Origin of the sequence: Mesorhizobium sp. LCM 4577, from assembly GCF_001854795.2 — a bacterium.
In the GTDB taxonomy this organism is placed as follows: domain Bacteria; phylum Pseudomonadota; class Alphaproteobacteria; order Rhizobiales; family Rhizobiaceae; genus Mesorhizobium; species Mesorhizobium plurifarium.
This window is the reverse complement of record NZ_MDDU01000004.1, coordinates 25,919-39,852: the sequence shown is the minus strand read 5'-3', so window position 1 is coordinate 39,852 and position 13,934 is coordinate 25,919. Positions and strand designations below refer to the sequence as shown.

Below are 13,934 nucleotides of genomic sequence, written 5' to 3'. Positions count from 1 at the left end.
GGGGAGGTCCTCACTAATGCGCGTGGTGCTCGGCATTTCTCTTGCGCGTCGCAGCCGCCTTCTTGGCCGAGGCCGAACGCGCGGCCGCGGATCGCTCGCCCGACGCCTTGCCGCCGGCCTTGCCGCCTTTGTGCGCCGCCGGATGGCCGGTGTGTTTGCCGCGGCCGGAGCCGCCCTCCTTCTTGCCGCCGGCGTCGTCCTTGTTGACCGTCGCCCAGGCGCGGCGCTCTGCTTCCTTCTCGGAGACGCCGCGCTTCTCATAGCCTTCGGCGATATGGTCCGCCTTGCGTTCCTGCTTGTCAGTGTATTTGGATTTGTCTCCGCGTGGCATTGTCTTGCTCCTTGTTGCGCTGAGTGAAGCCGCAGACCGGCCTCAGGAACCCTTTTTCTTGGCGACGTCGCTGAGGTCAGACCGTTCCGGATCCTTGTTGTTCTCGCCGGCGGCGTCCCGATCCTCGTCGGGATCGTCCTTGGGTGGCAGGTAGCCGCGCGGCTTGTTGGCCTTCGGGCCTTCCCAGCGCGGCCATTGATCGGAGGTTCCGGGGCGTCCTGTGTTCGGTGAATTGCTCATCTCAACCTCGCTTGCTTCTCGGGCGGTCAGCCCTCCGCCTTCATGGTCCGGGCGATCCTCAGGAGCTTGTCCCGGTCATGCCCGTGCTCCCGGATCAACTCCCGCGCCTGCTTTGGCGATAGATCGGTGTTCTCCGCCAGGAAGCGCACATCGGGATCGTCGCCGCCCTTGGTCGGCAGGTTACCTGACGGAGTTCCTGCTGGGCCTGGGCGGTTGGGAAGTTCGCTTTTCTGCATGGTTTTGTCCTTCCAATACTGAACCAACCCTTCGCGGCGAGGCTGGTTCCTTTTCGTTCGCGAGTTTGGCGAGCCGTCTTCATATCGGGGGGCTCCGGCGAGAGTGCGCTACGCGCGCCGTAAGCCCCTCAGCTGCTGCCTGATTTTCGTAATCAGCCCGTTGCCTTGCTCGAATGGCACGGCATCACTCCGGCGATCAGGTTTCCTGCTTTTCCTGGCGGCGCGCGGACGCTTCTTTCTTGCGGCGCAATACCTCGTCGGTGCCGACGATGTCCTTGGCACCGCCGGTGATCGCTGTCGAAACGACGGCCGGGGGATCGCTGGCCGGAAAACTGTCCTCGAGCCCGGACTGCAACTGCTCTTCCAGCGTGTCCGGGTCTTCCGAGCGCCCTTCGGCACGACGCTCGTCGATCTCTTCCAGATCCTTCTTGGCGTCAGGGTGCTCTCGCACGTTGCGCAGCGTGGACACGACAAGCTCGACGGCGAACTCCTTCATCGCTTCCGAATCCGGCGCGGCGATATCCGTCTCCTCGACCAGCCGGACCAACGATGCCTCGAGTTTATCCAGCTCCTTCATTCCCTGTTGGCGCGCGAGTTTCTGTGCGAGCGAATTGATAAGAATTGGCGCAAAAGCCGAATAGGCCTGCAAGCGGGTCTCGTCGACTCGCTCAGGATGAAGCGTATGCGTGGACATCAGTTGCCCTCCATTAGAATGCCGGCCTCCATTCTGCGGCGCGGCATCTAAGCAACCGGGAGGAGCCGAACTGGTTCCATGCGGCATCGGCGGGTAACGGTTTGAAGTTCCGTTCTACAGGTACGACCAACTCCCCCGACGGTTCGGATTCCAGCCTACGGCCCCGGCGTTGAACCGGGGCCGCTTCATCAGGCCAGGCGATGGTATGCGGACCGAAGCCATGGCCTCTGGCGCCTTCTATGCGGCCTGCAACGCTCGCTCGTTCGCACCACTTTCGCCCAGCTTGGTAAGCGCTTCGTCCGTTGCGGACTCTTCCTTGAGCGTGTCGCGGAGCAACGGCAGCGCGTCCTTCAGGCCGAGTTGCTCTGCCCAGGCGATCAGCGTGCCGTAGCGCGCGATCTCGTAGTGTTCGACCGCCTGGGCAGCCGCTACAAGGCCGGCATCGAGAGCCGGCTCATCTTTGTATTCCTCGAGGATCTCCGAACCTTCTTCAATGATGCCATCGATCGCCGGGCAGGTCTTGCCGCGCGCAGGTTTGCCGAGGATTTCGAAAACCTTTTCGAGTCGATCGACATGGCCCTCCGTCTCGACACGATGCTTCTCGAAAGCCGCGCCTACTTCTTCCGCTGACGCGGCTTTGGCCATTTTCGGCAGCGTCTTCAGGATTTTCTTTTCCGCATAGTAAATGTCCTTGAGGCCATCTACGAACAGGCTTTCCAGGCCGTTCGCGGGTTCGGACGAACGCTTCGTCGCCATCGATTTCTCCATGATTTGAAAAGGCACAACTCCAAAACGAAGGTGGCGCGGTGCAAAAGCACCGACGCCACCTTTTAACTCAGCGCTGGCCGCCCTTGCGGCCGGCTTCCGAGGCACGCTGGCGGTCTTCGGCGAAGTTGCCGCTGCCGCCCCTGTGCTGACCCGCACCGCGCTGATCCATGTTGCGGTCCTCGGCCTGCTGCTGCTCACTGCCGCGATGCCGGTCGTCGCGGTTCTTGTGGCTCTGCTGGCCGGCCTTGACGTGCTGTTCGTGGCTTCCGCCTTGATTGGGCATGTCGACTTCTCCGTCGGTTGGGATTCTTCTTCAGGGTGAATTCAAGGACGCGTTCGGCATCCTTGAGTAAAAGGAACAGGCGCGAACTGGCTATGTTCCGGCTGAAACATTTCGTGACCGCCTCGGACTGAAGTCCGACCTGACCGACGCATTGGGCCGGCATGTGCAACCAATCCGCTTTTTGCGAATTGGGGAGCGGCCGTCGAGAAAAGCCCCCTCCATCGCCGGCTGTCCTGGTGCCCGCCGATCGCCCCCGCGCGCATTTCGGCGGGCACCAATATCCATGAACAAGAAGGCCGCTTAACCGGCTTCGGAGCGAGACGACGTTTTGACCTATATCTCTGCAAAACCCGCCCGGCAGGACGCCGAAAGCCTGCCTGCCAACGATAATCAACCTGCCACCCTTGCCGATCTTTCCTTCCTCGACGTCATCAATGACGAGGATGAGGTCGCCGATATCGCCAGGCGCGCTGAACGTCTCGGCCACGCCACGCTCATTGCAATGGCGGCCGGCCTGGCGGCCCTGCCGCTGCTCTACCTGATGCTAGCGTGAGCCGGGCCTGTCCGCGCTGGGGGCGGTATCCGGAAAGGACTGTGTCTATCTTCCGGAAAAGAAGGCGTCGAGCGTGGCCGCCGTTTCGATCGGCGACTCCTCCGGAAAGAAGTGACCGCCGGGCAGGGCGCCGCCGCTGACGTCGTCCGCCCAGTTCCGCCACATCGCTTCCGGGCCGCCTTCCTGCGCGTACCATTCGGCCAGCGCCCCATGCTCGCTCCATAGCGCCAGCAGTGGGCAGGCGATGCGCCGGCCGGCCTCCCTGTCGGCACGGTCATGCTCGCGGTCGAGGGAAGCCGCCGCGCGATATTCTTCGCAAATAGCATGGATATGCGCGGCATCACGCAGCGCATCGATATAGAGCTGCCGCACTCCGGGCGGAAACGCGTCGGGCGACGATCCCCAGCCGGAGAGCGCATTGTCGACGACGGCATCGGCGGCGGCCGCAAGCATCGTCTCCGGCAGCGGCCAGGGTTGCGATAGCAACGACCAGGGCCAGTAGCCTAGCGCCAGGCGGTCGTCCGCCCGGTCCCAGGCATCGCCTGTCGGGATGATGTCCAGCACTGCAAGCTTCTCGACTCGGTCCGGGTGGTCGAGCGCCAGCCGGTAGGCAACGCGCCCGCCGCGATCGTGACCCGCGACCATGAAGCATCGAAAGCCGAATGTCTCCATCAGCATGACCATGTCGGCGGCCATGGCGCGCTTGGCATAGGGCGCATGGTCGCTGGTCGATGGCGGGCAGGAGCTTTGTCCATAGCCGCGCAGATCGGCGCAGACGACGGTGAAATCCCGTGCCAGGCCGGGAGCCACCTCGCGCCACATCGCATGGGTCTCGGGAAAACCGTGCAGCAGGAGCAGACCGGGCCCGCTGCCAGCGCGGCGGGCGAAGATCCTTGCTTCGCCGGTATCAATCTCGCGACTGTCGAAATTCTCAAACATGGCTTGTCTCCGGCGGCTGGCGCCGACAGCGTCGACCGCTCACGTCCAGGCGGAGTCCAATATCAGCGACGCTTCGAAAATCTGGTCGCGCTTTTCATCCAGCACCTTGACGGTGATGGTCAGATGCCTGCCGCCCGGCATTTCGTCGCGGGCGACGTCGTGCAGGATGCGCAACGCCTCCATGCCGGCGCGCTCGCGGCTGGCGAAGAGCTGTCCCTCGGTGTCTTCCTGGCTGTGCTCGGTGTTGTAGAGGTTGAAGTAAAAGCGCTGCATGGACAGGTCCATCCCCGGAAATTTCGAAGGTCAATTCGGTAGCGCGGTCGTGGTTCCAAGCCGCTGATCCGGAGAGAAGAATCCGCGCGGTGCCACCTGTCGGCTGGTGGCCGCCTGCAACCAGCCCCACCTTGCAGCGTTAGCAGTCTCCAACGGAGAACGTGCAATTGCTGGAATCGCTTTACCTCAATCTCGGCCAGCATGACGCCTTGTCGGAAGAAGAGAAGGCTTTGCTCACATCGACTTTGTCGATCGAGAAATATGTTGGCACCGGCGAGGATATCGTCTCTGAAGGAACCAGGCCGACCTATAGCACGCTGATCATCGACGGGTTTGCCGCTCGTTACAAAGTTTTGGAGGATGGCGGCCGTCAGTTCACCTCGCTGCAGGTCCCGGGGGATTTCGTCGATCTCCATGCCTTCCTGCTGAAGACGATGGATCACGGCATCACTGCCTTGTCGCCTTGCCATGTGGCTGCTGCCGAGCACAGCAAGCTCAAGACGATCACCGAACAGGCGCCGCATCTCACCCGGCTTTTGTGGCTCGACACGCTCGTCGACGGCGCCATTCATCGCGAGTGGATCGTGGCGATGGGACGCCGCTCCAAGCTCTCCCACCTCGCACACCTGATATGCGAGCTGTTTATCCGGCTACAGGTGGTGAAGAAGACGCGCGACATGGGTTTTTACTTGCCGCTGTCGCAGGCTCAACTGGCCGACGTGCTCGGCCTGTCCGTCGTCCATATGAACCGGGTGATCGGCACGCTGCGACGCATGAACGTCATCAACTGGACGAACCATATGATCACGATCCTCGACTGGGAGCGGCTGGTTACGATCGCAGAGTTCGATCCGACCTATCTCAGCATGACGCGCGAGCCGAGATAGGTCTCTAGCCAGGCGGCTTCTTGGAGCGCGACCAGAGCTCGTCCAGCATGGTCAGGGCCGCGCTTGGCTGCGCGGATTTCAGCAGCCCCTGCTGCGCGGCGGCTTTCTTGAAGGCGGCAAAGGCGACGGCCGGCCGGCAGGTGCCCGCGATTGCGTCGTCCACCAGCCGCGCCGCCTTGAGATAATCCGGCGCTTCCTTGTTCTTCCAGGCCCCGGCAAGCGCCTTCTTCGCCTCTGCGACCGTGGTGACGACCATCGTGCCGCCGCTGACGAAGCGGATGGTGAGCGGCAGGAAACGGCTCATCGGGTCGTCACCATCCGAACCATTCGCGCGTTCGCCAGGCAAGGCCGACAAAGGGTGCGGCCGTGATCATGGCGGCTACAAGGGCAAGGAGCGGATTCACAGGCAAGGATTTCATGGTGCACCACAAGATTGGGAATGGCCGTAAACGATGACCTAGCCAGTCGGTTGCATTCGCCCAGCGGTTCGGAGGCTACATGTTGCTCGCGGGCCTGGCGGGAGGCGCCGGCCGATGTGGCGGACGCGGCCGCGGCCTTAGCGGGATATCCGCCAGCGAGGCGCGGATTACCCTGGCGGGAATCGGCGGTGCTGCGGCACGCCGGCGCAGCAAAGCGGCCGAGAGAGTGCCGATGAGAGTTCGAACGTCCATGGGACTCCTCCTGAAGAGTCCCCCCAACGATGGAATCTAGCATCACGCTCGGGTGGTCCGCATTTAACTTTGATGCATGCCGAAGGGTCTTGGCCAAGCGCGACGAACCGAGCCAACCTTTTCTGGCGATATGCGTTGTCCCTTGGAATTCGCTTCAGCGCGGTGGCGCCGGCCGGCTTTCACGCCGCTCGACCCGCCTGAAAGGCAAGCGGAGGATATTTCGCAGTTCCGACCGAGACGCCAAATACTGCCCGCTGAATGAGATCGCGCCGGCCCCATGCGTTTCTAGCCTGGCCGAGGCGCTCTCACGAGCACTGACCATGAGGAGGATCCCATGAAGAAAGCGCTTCTCATCGCGGCTTTCGCTCTGATCCCGGCTCTGCCGGCGGTTGCGCAGACCGCCCAGCAGGGGGACGAGCAACCGACGGATCAGCAGACGCAGAACTGTCAGGCCAAGCCCGACGCCAACGACCAGCAGCAGAAACAGAAGCAAGAGGCCGATACGGATGAACTGTCGAAACAGCTCGGCAATTGCGGCGGCGTGCTGAAACCGCCGCCGACCGGCGACAAGAACGCAACGCCGCCGCCGCCGACAGGCAGCGAGATGCCGGTGATCAAGCCCGGCCAGGTGCCGCCGCAGACGGGCCAATGAGAACTGACCGGTCGACCAAGGTCAGTGTTTGCGCTTTCCGCCTTCTACCGGCTTGACGGTCGAGCCGTGGGCTTCGCGGATCATCTGTAATGCCTCGTCGCGGGTGAGCCCGCATTTGCGGGCAAAATAGGCCGCCTCGAGGATTTCAGCTCGAGATGCTGCCGAAACGCCTGCGGGAGTCTGCCTGTTCTTCTTCTTGGCCATCGGCTCACCGTGCCATGAATCACTTAGTCAGCTAATTATATGTCCGTCGTTTCTTATTGCAAATTCGCCACCGTTTTCGACAGCATCTTCGGGGACCATTGCGCCGGCACCGAATTGTGCCTTGCAGGCCGCGCGAGCCACCGGCTGCCGAACATGTCGAGTCGCCGCTTGTTCCGAAAGATTCCGCGGCGGCATCGCCGGCATCAGCGGGCTCAAAGTCCCGTCGATCCCTCACTAAACCTTAGGAACGAAAGCCAGTTCTGCGAATTGGTATTCCGTCTCGACAGCAACAGGAGGTTACTATGGGACGAGGTATATTGCTTTGGCTGCTGGGGGTTCCAATCCCGATCATCATCCTGCTTATGCTGTTCGCGCGGTAGGAGATGGGTGATGAATTCCGCTGTAACTGACGTCGAACTTTCCGGCGCGACCGAGTCTTCGTCTTCTGCCGTGAGTTGGGGTCCGATCGTTGCGGGAGCCTTCGCCGCGGCGACCCTGACAGTGGTTTTGATGCTGATCGGCTCCGGGTTGGGGCTAACCATGGTTTCGCCCTGGACCGGCGCCAGCGCCTCGACCACCACTTTTGCGGTTTCGGCCGCCGTCTGGTTGATCGTCGTGCAATGGCTGTCGGCCGGGCTGGGCGGCTACTTGACCGGCCGGCTACGGACGAAATGGGTCGGCATTCACGACAACGAAGTCTACTTCCGCGACACCGCGCATGGCTTTCTGGCCTGGGCGCTGGCGACGCTGCTGGTTGCCGGCGTGTTCGGCTCTGCCTTGTCCGCAACAATCGGGGCGGGCGTGCAAGCGGGGTCCAACGTTGCGGCGGGCGCGGCGGYGGGTGCTTCGACGGCAGCCGCGAATGGCGCCGCCGCAACCGACAACAACACCTTGGGTTATTTCATCGACCAGCTCTTCCGCCCGGCCGACACAGGTAACGTCGCCCCAGCCGGCCAGAATGACGCCGGCATGACGGCGCAGGCAACACGCATCCTGGTGGCAAGCGCCGCCAAGGGCGAGGTGTCGGCCGACGACAAAGCCTATCTTGCGAAGCTGGTAGCCTCCCGCACCGGGCTTTCTCAGGCCGATGCCGCCAAGCGCGTCGATACTGTGCTTGGCGGCATTGAAGACGCCAAGAACAAGGCGAAGGCGGCCGCCGACACCGCCAGAAAGGCAGGTGCCACCTTCGCGCTCGTCGGCGCCCTGTCGATGATCGTTGGAGCTTTCATTGCCAGCGTTGCCGGCGCTCTCGGCGGCAGGCAGCGCGACGAAGACGAAGCGCTCTTCGTTCGCGGCTGACAGCCCGGCTGCCTTCGGCATCCCTCGTCAGGTGCGCCCGCTGGCCTTGCCGGCGGGCGTCTATTGTCGCTGGATGCGTCACCAGCCTGGGCGCGATTCCTTCGGCAAACGCGGGTGCGAACGGCCTCACCGAGCCTGCTGACTCTCCCGCCGCTCTTCCTGCCGTTTCTCGATCTCGTAGGAGAGCCAGCGACAGAACATGCCGATGATCGAGGTGGCCGCTCCTCCGAGCAGACAGGCCGTCAGCAAAGGACTTTTCGAGGCGCTGTCCCAACTTACGGTCGCCAGCAGGATCACGCTCACGGTGGAGATCAGATAGCCGGTGCCCTTGAGCAGATGAAGCGAAGATTTGGTCATATTTGCCCGCCTTCAAAATGAATAATCAATGCTGACCGAAGTCGCGCACTATCCCTCCAGACGACCGGTTGGGTGCAGCTCAGGCGTTGACCGCCTTTCTCGTCTTAGGTGCCGCGCAGCGGGCGCAGCACTCACAAGAACCATTGAGCGACCAGACCGAGCGACGACATACCCATTGCCAATGTCGACAGCCAACCCAGCGCGCGCAGCCAGCCCTGGACCGGGAATTCTCCCATGATGTCCTTACGGGCAGCCATCAGCATCATCACGACCATGACCGGCACAGCGCACATGCCGTTTATCACGGCGCTCCAGTAAAGCGCCTTGATCGGGTCGATTGGGGTAAACATGATCCCAGTGCCAAGAGCGGTCGCCGCGGCGAGCGTGGCGTAGAAGGCGGCTGCTTCCTTCGGCTTGCGCTGAAGGCCGACCGGCCAGCGCAGCGCTTCGCCTACTGCGAATGCCGCCGAACCCGCCAGCACCGGCACCGCCAGAAGTCCGGTGCCGATGATGCCCGCCGAGAAGACGATGAAAGCGAATTCTCCAGCCGCCGGTTCCAGCGCCTTTGCCGCGTCCGTTGACGAGGTGATGTCCGTCACCCCCGCCTTGTGAAGGGTCGCGGCGGTGGTGAAGATGATCGCGACGGCGATCAAATTCGAGAACGCCATTCCGACCAGCGTGTCGGCGCGTATCCGCCCGAACGCCCGTGTGGCTTGCCAGGGCGCCCATCGCAGCGGCTCGGCGGTCAGCTTGAGCTCCTCCTCTTCGACCTCCTGCGAGGCCTGCCAGAAGAACAGATAAGGCGAGATCGTCGTGCCAAGGATCGCCAGCAATGTCGTGAAGAAAGCCCCGCTCCATTCGAGGTGCGGAATGAACAGGCCTTTGGCCGCGTCGATCCAGGGCACATTGGCCGCGAACATCGCGATGACGTAGGCAAAAAGGCTCAAGGTGGTCCATTTGAGGACCGTCACGTAGCGGGTGTAGTCGAGGAACACGATCGCCGAGACACAGATGATCGCGAAAGCGACGACATAGAGGGAACTCGGTCCGCCGACGAGCAGTTTCAACGCGTCGGCCATGGCGCTGAGATCGGCGCCGATGTTGATGACGTTGGCAACGAACAGCAGCATCACCACAACGGAAAGCAGCGGGGCCGGATAGTGCCGGCTGAGGTTGCCTGAAATACCCTTGCCCGTGGTGCGGCCAATGCGAGCGGCGATCTCCTGGATTGCCGCCATCAGCGGGAAGGTGAACAGCATGGACCAGCCGATATTGAATCCGAGTTGGGCTCCAGCCTGGCTGTAAGTTCCGATGCCGGAGGGATCGTCATCGGACGCACCGGTGATGAATCCGGGCCCGATCGTGCGAAGGAACCGTTGGAAAGGACCTTTCGCCAACGTGCTGCTTTGTTCTCTATCGATTTGCGAACCGATCCCGGTCATAGGAAGGCCGCCGGCGCGGGGTCGGCCGTGAGCGCGAGGTGCGCCAAGGATTTGGGGCGGCTCTTCCGCATTGCATAAGCACCTGCTAACGAAGGCATAAGGTAACCGGCGGATGAACGATCGGTTCCAGAGTGACGGTCACCTGGGCATGGCCAGCCGAGGTTCCCACCGCATTCGTTCATGGCCCAGAGGTTCTCACCGACGGTCAGAAAACCGTGCGAGGCAGGCATCCGCTGTCCGCTCAATGCGAGAATTTTCGCTTGAAAATTTTCATCCCCTCCACAAGCGAAGCCCTGGCCTCGGCGGCGTTTTGCCAACCCTTAAGCTTGATCTTCTTGCCGGTGCCCAATACCGACGAAAGAAAAAACTGCTCTATCTCCCGGCGAAGATCCTGTGGGACATCGGCGATAGCGACGGGCTCGTCCTGCGCGTCTTCATTGTGCGGGCAGAAGATATACCTGTCGTTACGAACCTTCGAGCCATCGGGGTCCTGCTGCTTCACGCGAAGCGCGCCAAGTAGGTCGCATTTAATAACAACGCCCGGGGCGGCGGCGGCCTGATGGATAACGAGCCCGTCCAGGGGATCACCATCGTCCCCCAACGTGGACGGCACGAAACCCCAATCATAGGGGTAGGTATTTCCCACCGGAAGAGGGCGGGAGTATTCGAACACGCGGGTCTTCCGTTCATAGGCTAGTTTCGCGGCCGATCCCCGCGGCGTCTCGACGACCACACGGAATAGTTTACCAGAGATTGCCGGAAGTTTGAGGTAATCAGCCATTTCAAATCGGGAGCCGCGCCGAGTCAGTTGCGCAAAGTGAACTTTCACCGGCAGGGGAAGGTTCCAGGGCGAGGATGCGTTGCGGATCGTTGAGATCAACCGCGAGCCGATTTCAGCAAACCGATGGCAAAGGATAGCTCGTACGACCGACAACCCTGAACTCGAAAACGCCAGGGCGCAGCCGCGTCGGCGGCCTGTCGGTCAGCTCGACGACCCGAATCCATCTGTCGGCACCGGCGCGCAGCGTGACCTCGACGCCGAGCGCCTTTCGCGCCGCCTCGTACGGCGCCATCGCCTCGACGGCATGGCTTGCAAGGACGGTCTCGCCATCCATCTCTTCCACGCGATAGGCCTTCATTCATCGAATCCCCACCCACAGTTTGGYCGACCGCGGGGCAGAGCAAAATTACATTTGATATTTTGCGCCATGCTGGCGCGTCCGCGGCGCAGCCGGCGCGTGTCCCACCGGCTTATCGGCCGAAGAGGAAGAAGGCCGGCAGCGCGACGAAGATCGGAACCGCAGCGGCTGTCGCGCGGAATGTCTCGGCCCCGTCGGGAAATTCCGTCGCTTTCGCTCCAGCAATGGAACATAACCGCCGGTGGCCGGTTCGGTGCGCGGCGGCTCCCCCGCCGCCATCGGGGTCCCTCCCGATAGAAGCCCGCCCGCTCACCCCTGCGGACGGGCTTCTCTGTGGGGGAGAATTTCTTTCAGCCGTGGGAGAGACCGGCATGGCAGGCAAGACAACGCATGATCAGCAGCAGCGCATCATCGAGGAGCGCGTCAACACCAAGAATGCCGGCAAGGATTTCAATGCCGAGGAGGAACTGAAGCGGCCGCATCAGGAGCGGGCTGCCCGCGCGAAGGGCAATACGTTGAAGCCTGCCGAGAGCGACCTGACCGATCCCGACGACCGGCAGATGCTGCGCGGCGAAAACCAGGAATCCMCGCACCGGAAACGGCGTTCTGAATGATGCATGTCGCCCGAAAACTGCGCAGCGGTTTTGGCAAGATGCCTTCAGCGGCGATCAGCGCGGCTCGCGCGTCATTGAAAGATAGGTCGGGTCGAACTCGGCGATCTGCTGCAGCTTCTGCCAGTCGAGGATCGTCACCGTATGGTTTGCCCAGGCGATCACGCCGCTGTTGCGCAGCGCGCTGATGACACGGTTCATATGCACCACCGACAGGCCCAGCACGTCGGCGAGCTCGGCTTGCGAAACGGGCAAATGGAAGCTCATGCCGTTGGTGCGCTTCACCACTTGCAGCCTGACGAACAGCTCGCAGAACAGATGYGCCAGATGGGAGACTTTCGAGCGCCGCCCCATGGCGACGATCCACTCGCGGTGGATGGCGCCGTCGATCAGCGTGTCGAGCCACAAGAGCCGCGTCAGGTGCGGTGCCCGCTCGGTGATGCTACGCAGCTTCGAATGGTCGGCCAGGATGACGCGGCAGGGCGAGAGCGCGATGACGCCGTGGTCCATCGTCTTCAGCAGAAAGGCATAGAGGTCGACGAAATCGCCTGGAATCTGCAGCGATGTGAATTGCCGGCCGCCATCGGCAAGCACCTTGTAACGCGCGGCGAGTCCGTCGAGGATGAGCGTGCTGTAGGCCGGCCGCGATCCGGACGCGACGATGTCCTGCCCGGCGGCGAAGCTGCGCTCGCCCGTCATCAAATTGCCGAGCAGGGATTGCTCATCATCCGACAGGCTGTCGTGCTGGCCGAGATTCAGGAAAAGCGATTCAAGCATTCATGTCTTCCATGAGCGGGCCGAGCGGCCCGGTCACAGGGGATGTCACAAGTGATTCAAAACAGGCGCGTTTGACGAGGTATGGGGTTGTTAGACACAGTGCGCTAACATTTGATAACTCGGCGCTTTTTCTCGGGCGAAATGCCGATTGACGCATTGCGGCCGGTGCCGCCGGATCGCTCGTCCGCCGCGCCTTTCTGGAAGCGACGCAAGGTGGCGCGCCGGGAGCGTCGCGAAGGCAAGCCGATCCGGATATTCCTGCGTGCCGGCCTCATCGAACCTTGCGCCGGCCGAGGAGTTGCATGCCGGCTTCATGGCCAAAGGAATATCGCGCGGCGGCGGATTTTGTCGCCGCGGCCTATCGTCCCGAACAGGACGAGGCCGGGCTGGAGACGATCGAGAGGGCGGCCGACCGGGTTCTTGAGGAAACCGGCATCCGCTTTCTGGACGATCCGCAGACCATCGACGTTCTCAAGCAGGCCGGTGGCGTGGCGACCGGAGATGTCGTGCGCCTGGACGGGGCCGAGTTGCGCCGCGTCATACGCCGGCATGCGCCGGCAAAGTTTCTGCTGCGCGGCAGGAATCCGGCGCGGGATACGCCGGTCGGCGCAGGCGCACCGCCGGTCTTCGCGCCGATCTACGGCGCGCCCAATGTCGTGCTCGACAACGGGGCGAGAGAGGCGGGAAGCCGGCGGATCTACGGCGAACTTGTCGCCGCCGCGCATGCCGCGCCGGGGCTCACCAACACCGGGCAGATGATCTGCGTCATGGAGGACATCCCCGAGGATCGGCGGCCGTTGGAGATGCTGCTTGCGCATCTCAGCCGCTCCGACAAGCCGTTCATGGGCAACATCGCTTCGCCGGCCGCCGCCGAAGCGGTAATCGACCTGACCGCCGCGGCGGTCGCGCGGCCGGCCTCTGCCGGCGAGTGCAACCTTCTCCACCTGATCAACGCCACGCCGCCGCTCACCTATTGGCCGAACCCATTGAAGTGCCTGCGGGCAATCGCGCTGAAGGGCGAGGCGAGCATGGTTTCGTCCTACATGATGATGGGCGCGACGTCGCCCGTCACCGTGGCCGGCGCGCTTATCCAAGGCTATGCGGAGGTGCTTGCCGGACTTGCGCTGGCGCAGATCTGGCGTCCGGGCGCGCCGGTCGTGATGGGCATCCTAGCCTATCCTTTTGATATGCGCCGGATGCTGCCCAGCTTCGGCGATCCGGCCTCCCAGCTCGTTCAGTTCTACGCGGCCGAGCTGGGCAGGCGGCTTGGCGTGCCGATACGGGGCGATGGCGCGATCACCTCGGCCAAGATCGACGACGCGCAATCCGGTGCCGAAGGGGGCAGGGTACTCTCGGCCTCGGTGGCCTCCGGCGCGAGCTTCATCCTCCACGCCTCCGGTTGGCTGGAGCAGGGCCGCACGGTGTCGTTCGAAAAATTCGGTCGCGATGCCGCTGCTCTGGCTGAACTCGGCAAGCCGACCGAGCCGCCGCCCCTGCCGCTTGACCGGGACATCGAGACTGAAATATGCAGCCGCATTACGCGGCTTTGACCTGCCAAAGAAAAGGGCGCCGTCGCGA

General features: G+C 62.8%; 21 protein-coding genes and 1 pseudogene. 6 read left to right on the top strand and 16 right to left on the bottom strand.

Annotation, left to right across the window (positions count from 1 at the left end):
* Positions 1-13 precede the first annotated feature (13 nt).
* The 6 genes and pseudogenes from LCM4577_RS08630 to LCM4577_RS34155 all read right to left on the bottom strand — a co-directional run.
* Positions 14-331 carry a plasmid stabilization protein gene (locus tag LCM4577_RS08630; RefSeq protein WP_040980714.1) on the bottom strand — a complete coding sequence of 106 codons (318 nt, stop codon included), beginning with the start codon at positions 329-331 and terminating at the stop codon, positions 14-16.
* 42 nt (positions 332-373) lie between these two features.
* Complete coding sequence (locus LCM4577_RS08625; protein WP_040980716.1) at positions 374-571, bottom strand: hypothetical protein; 198 nt, start codon at positions 569-571, stop codon at positions 374-376.
* A gap of 26 nt (positions 572-597) precedes the next feature.
* On the bottom strand, positions 598-807 hold the full coding sequence (locus tag LCM4577_RS08620; protein WP_040980718.1) for a hypothetical protein: 210 nt from the start codon (positions 805-807) through the stop codon (positions 598-600).
* Positions 808-1,003: 196 nt separating this feature from the next.
* On the bottom strand, positions 1,004-1,501 hold the full coding sequence (locus LCM4577_RS08615) for a hypothetical protein (RefSeq protein WP_040980720.1): 498 nt from the start codon (positions 1,499-1,501) through the stop codon (positions 1,004-1,006).
* 237 nt (positions 1,502-1,738) lie between these two features.
* On the bottom strand, positions 1,739-2,257 hold the full coding sequence (locus LCM4577_RS08610) for a ferritin-like domain-containing protein (RefSeq protein WP_040981046.1): 519 nt from the start codon (positions 2,255-2,257) through the stop codon (positions 1,739-1,741).
* A gap of 85 nt (positions 2,258-2,342) precedes the next feature.
* A pseudogene (locus LCM4577_RS34155) lies at positions 2,343-2,438 on the bottom strand (KGG domain-containing protein); the annotation flags it as partial.
* 442 nt (positions 2,439-2,880) lie between these two features.
* Here LCM4577_RS34155 and LCM4577_RS08600 point away from each other — a divergent pair.
* Positions 2,881-3,105 (top strand): hypothetical protein, encoded by a 225-nt coding sequence (locus tag LCM4577_RS08600; RefSeq protein WP_040980724.1) that lies wholly within the window; start codon positions 2,881-2,883, stop codon positions 3,103-3,105.
* A gap of 45 nt (positions 3,106-3,150) precedes the next feature.
* Here LCM4577_RS08600 and LCM4577_RS08595 read toward each other — a convergent pair whose 3' ends face one another.
* The gene (locus tag LCM4577_RS08595) at positions 3,151-4,044 is read right to left on the bottom strand and encodes an alpha/beta fold hydrolase (RefSeq protein WP_071030949.1); all 894 of its coding nucleotides are present in this window, start codon (positions 4,042-4,044) and stop codon (positions 3,151-3,153) included.
* Positions 4,045-4,083: 39 nt separating this feature from the next.
* Complete coding sequence (locus LCM4577_RS08590; RefSeq protein ID WP_040981048.1) at positions 4,084-4,317, bottom strand: DUF6894 family protein; 234 nt, start codon at positions 4,315-4,317, stop codon at positions 4,084-4,086.
* A gap of 167 nt (positions 4,318-4,484) precedes the next feature.
* On the opposite strand from LCM4577_RS08590, the gene LCM4577_RS08585 reads away from it, so the two are divergent.
* Positions 4,485-5,204, top strand: coding sequence for a Crp/Fnr family transcriptional regulator (locus LCM4577_RS08585; RefSeq protein WP_040980728.1), 720 nt, complete (start codon positions 4,485-4,487; stop codon positions 5,202-5,204).
* 4 nt (positions 5,205-5,208) lie between these two features.
* On the opposite strand, the gene LCM4577_RS08580 is transcribed toward LCM4577_RS08585, so the two are convergent.
* The gene (locus LCM4577_RS08580) at positions 5,209-5,508 is read right to left on the bottom strand and encodes a DUF982 domain-containing protein (RefSeq protein ID WP_040980730.1); all 300 of its coding nucleotides are present in this window, start codon (positions 5,506-5,508) and stop codon (positions 5,209-5,211) included.
* A 701-nt stretch (positions 5,509-6,209) separates the two neighbouring features.
* Between LCM4577_RS08580 and LCM4577_RS08575 the strand changes: the two genes are divergently transcribed.
* On the top strand, positions 6,210-6,527 hold the full coding sequence (locus LCM4577_RS08575; RefSeq protein WP_071030951.1) for a hypothetical protein: 318 nt from the start codon (positions 6,210-6,212) through the stop codon (positions 6,525-6,527).
* 21 nt (positions 6,528-6,548) lie between these two features.
* On the opposite strand, the gene LCM4577_RS08570 is transcribed toward LCM4577_RS08575, so the two are convergent.
* Together LCM4577_RS08570 and LCM4577_RS08565 are read right to left on the bottom strand one after the other, a co-directional pair.
* Positions 6,549-6,731 carry a hypothetical protein gene (locus LCM4577_RS08570; RefSeq protein ID WP_083354669.1) on the bottom strand — a complete coding sequence of 61 codons (183 nt, stop codon included), beginning with the start codon at positions 6,729-6,731 and terminating at the stop codon, positions 6,549-6,551.
* Positions 6,732-6,943: 212 nt separating this feature from the next.
* Complete coding sequence (locus tag LCM4577_RS08565; RefSeq protein ID WP_371410036.1) at positions 6,944-7,123, bottom strand: hypothetical protein; 180 nt, start codon at positions 7,121-7,123, stop codon at positions 6,944-6,946.
* On the opposite strand from LCM4577_RS08565, the gene LCM4577_RS08560 reads away from it, so the two are divergent.
* Entirely contained in the window at positions 7,122-8,030 is a 909-nt protein-coding gene (locus LCM4577_RS08560; RefSeq protein WP_071070753.1) for a hypothetical protein, read from the top strand. The two genes, LCM4577_RS08565 and LCM4577_RS08560, sit on opposite strands and share 2 nt — an antisense overlap.
* 126 nt (positions 8,031-8,156) lie before the next feature.
* On the opposite strand, the gene LCM4577_RS08555 is transcribed toward LCM4577_RS08560, so the two are convergent.
* The 4 genes from LCM4577_RS08555 to LCM4577_RS08540 form a co-directional block, all read right to left on the bottom strand.
* Positions 8,157-8,387, bottom strand: a complete 231-nt coding sequence (locus LCM4577_RS08555) for a hypothetical protein (protein WP_041012457.1) — start codon at positions 8,385-8,387, stop codon at positions 8,157-8,159.
* A 131-nt stretch (positions 8,388-8,518) separates the two neighbouring features.
* A complete protein-coding gene (locus LCM4577_RS08550) occupies positions 8,519-9,829 on the bottom strand; it encodes an NRAMP family divalent metal transporter (protein WP_041012458.1) in 1,311 nt (436 codons plus the stop codon).
* A 241-nt stretch (positions 9,830-10,070) separates the two neighbouring features.
* Complete coding sequence (locus LCM4577_RS08545) at positions 10,071-10,709, bottom strand: inorganic diphosphatase (protein WP_244508255.1); 639 nt, start codon at positions 10,707-10,709, stop codon at positions 10,071-10,073.
* 13 nt (positions 10,710-10,722) lie between these two features.
* Positions 10,723-10,968, bottom strand: a complete 246-nt coding sequence (locus tag LCM4577_RS08540; RefSeq protein ID WP_040980746.1) for a hypothetical protein — start codon at positions 10,966-10,968, stop codon at positions 10,723-10,725.
* Between the two features lie 371 nt (positions 10,969-11,339).
* On the opposite strand from LCM4577_RS08540, the gene LCM4577_RS08535 reads away from it, so the two are divergent.
* Positions 11,340-11,582: a hypothetical protein gene (locus LCM4577_RS08535; protein WP_071070751.1), complete on the top strand. Its 243-nt coding sequence runs from the start codon at positions 11,340-11,342 to the stop codon at positions 11,580-11,582.
* A 54-nt stretch (positions 11,583-11,636) separates the two neighbouring features.
* Here the strand turns inward: LCM4577_RS08535 and LCM4577_RS08530 are convergent, their stop codons facing one another.
* Positions 11,637-12,356: a Crp/Fnr family transcriptional regulator gene (locus LCM4577_RS08530; RefSeq protein ID WP_040980750.1), complete on the bottom strand. Its 720-nt coding sequence runs from the start codon at positions 12,354-12,356 to the stop codon at positions 11,637-11,639.
* Positions 12,357-12,658: 302 nt separating this feature from the next.
* Between LCM4577_RS08530 and LCM4577_RS08525 the strand changes: the two genes are divergently transcribed.
* Positions 12,659-13,906 carry a trimethylamine methyltransferase family protein gene (locus LCM4577_RS08525; RefSeq protein WP_071070749.1) on the top strand — a complete coding sequence of 416 codons (1,248 nt, stop codon included), beginning with the start codon at positions 12,659-12,661 and terminating at the stop codon, positions 13,904-13,906.
* The last annotated feature ends 28 nt before the right edge of the window (positions 13,907-13,934 follow it).